Here is a 1,704-nt window from a genome sequence, read left to right as displayed (position 1 = left end):
ATAAATATTACCAAGTAAATAACTTGGTAATATTTGAAAAAAACAATCTTTATTACTTCATCATTATCTATACAAAAACCCATAAAACAAATAATAGTATAAAAGAAAATATTCTAGTCATGACTAAATACGAATTGTTAGGTTTTGCATCTTTAGAAATCCATCCTTCTTTCATCTTCCATGACAAGTTAGGATTTATAATATTTATAATTAATAATATGCTTACAACAATCTTGAAAAGTATTGATATTCTCCCCCTTTTCACTTATATCTTGCTGGAGTTATTTGTTAATTCCTATTTGTTAATTCCTATTTCCTAATTCTCTCTATTCCACCCATATAAGGTCTTAAAGCCTCTGGGATAATTACACTGCCATCTTCTTGTTGGAAGTTTTCAAGGATTGCCGCTAAGGTTCTTCCTACAGCAAGACCTGAGCCATTTAGAGTATGAACATATTCAGCCTTACCAGTTTCCTTGTCCCTATATTTTAGATTAGCTCTTCTTGCTTGAAAATCCTCAAAGTTACTACAAGAAGAAATCTCCACATATCTATTATAGCTAGGCATCCATACTTCTATATCGTAAGTCTTAGCTGATGAGAAGCCTAAATCTCCTGTACATAGCTCCACTACTCTGTATGGAATATTCAGTAGTTGCAATACCTTTTCTGCATTATTAGTTAGCTTCTCTAATTCATCATATGATGTTTGTGGTTTAACTAGCTTCACTAACTCTACCTTGTCAAATTGGTGATTTCTTATAAGACCTCTAGTATCTCTTCCTGCTGACCCAGCTTCTTGTCTAAAACAAGGGGTATATGCAGTATAGTTTACTGGAAGCAAGACTTCATCTAGTATCTCATCTCTATGGATATTTGTAACTGGAACCTCAGCAGTTGGTACAAGGAAAAAGTCTTTATCAGGAATCTTAAATGCATCCTCTTCAAATTTTGGAAGTTGTCCAGTACCAGTCATACTAGCCCTATTCACCATAAAAGGTGGTGATATTTCTTTATATCCATGCTCATTAGTATGAAGGTTTAGCATAAAGTTTATAATAGCCCTTTCTAATGTAGCTCCTAATCCCTTAAATATAGTAAATCTAGCTCCTGTAATCTTTGAAGCTCTCTCAAAATCTAGTATATCAAGGTTCGTACCTATATCCCAGTGTGCCTTAAGTTCAAAATCAAATTTTCTAGGCTCTCCCCATCTTCTTATTTCAATATTGTCTTCGTCACTAGCCCCTACAGCAACATTAGGATTGGGGACATTAGGTATTCTGAGAAGCAAATCATTAAGCTGAACTTCTACTTCTTTTACATCACTATCATAGTCCTTAATTTTTTGAGATAACTCCTTCATTTCATTTAGTACTGCTGTTGCATCTTTTCCTTCTTTTTTTAGTTTAGGAACTTCTTTTGAAACTTGGTTTTGTCTTGCTTTCATTTCTTCAACCTTAACTAATATTTGCCTTCTTTTTTCGTCTAACTCTACTATTTTGTCTATGTCAAATTCTCCATTTCTTTTAGCAAGACCTTTTTTTACTTCTTCTGTGTTTAATCTGATTCGTTTAATATCTAGCATTCTTTATTCCTCCTTATTTAATTAATTACTTATTTACCATTTTAAAGAAACCACTTTCTCTTTCAGTCTCTAGAGACATTGTCATCTAAGTCTAAAAAAACATGTACCTATTACTTAAAA

Annotated in this window: 2 protein-coding genes; both read right to left on the bottom strand. The window is 32.6% G+C overall.

Features of this window, described 5'->3' with window-relative positions; translation table 11 throughout:
- Positions 1-67: 67 nt before the first annotated feature.
- On the bottom strand, positions 68-265 hold the full coding sequence (locus tag DW1_RS15995) for a DUF6199 family natural product biosynthesis protein (protein ID WP_347499679.1): 198 nt from the start codon (positions 263-265) through the stop codon (positions 68-70).
- 44 nt (positions 266-309) lie between these two features.
- Positions 310-1,584 carry a serine--tRNA ligase gene (gene serS / locus DW1_RS00005; RefSeq protein WP_074348350.1) on the bottom strand — a complete coding sequence of 425 codons (1,275 nt, stop codon included), beginning with the start codon at positions 1,582-1,584 and terminating at the stop codon, positions 310-312.
- Between the last annotated feature and the right edge of the window lie 120 nt (positions 1,585-1,704).

It is taken from the genome of Proteiniborus sp. DW1 (genome assembly GCF_900095305.1).
In the GTDB taxonomy this organism is placed as follows: Bacteria; Bacillota; Clostridia; order Tissierellales; family Proteiniboraceae; genus Proteiniborus.
Note: the sequence above shows the minus strand (reverse complement) of the source record. Positions and strands in the feature narration are given on the sequence as shown.

Excerpts from the sequence above, each read along its gene's own strand:
- serS (WP_074348350.1), bottom strand. The coding sequence starts at position 1,584 with ATGCTAGATATTAAACGAATCAGATTAAACACAGAAGAAGTAAAAAAA.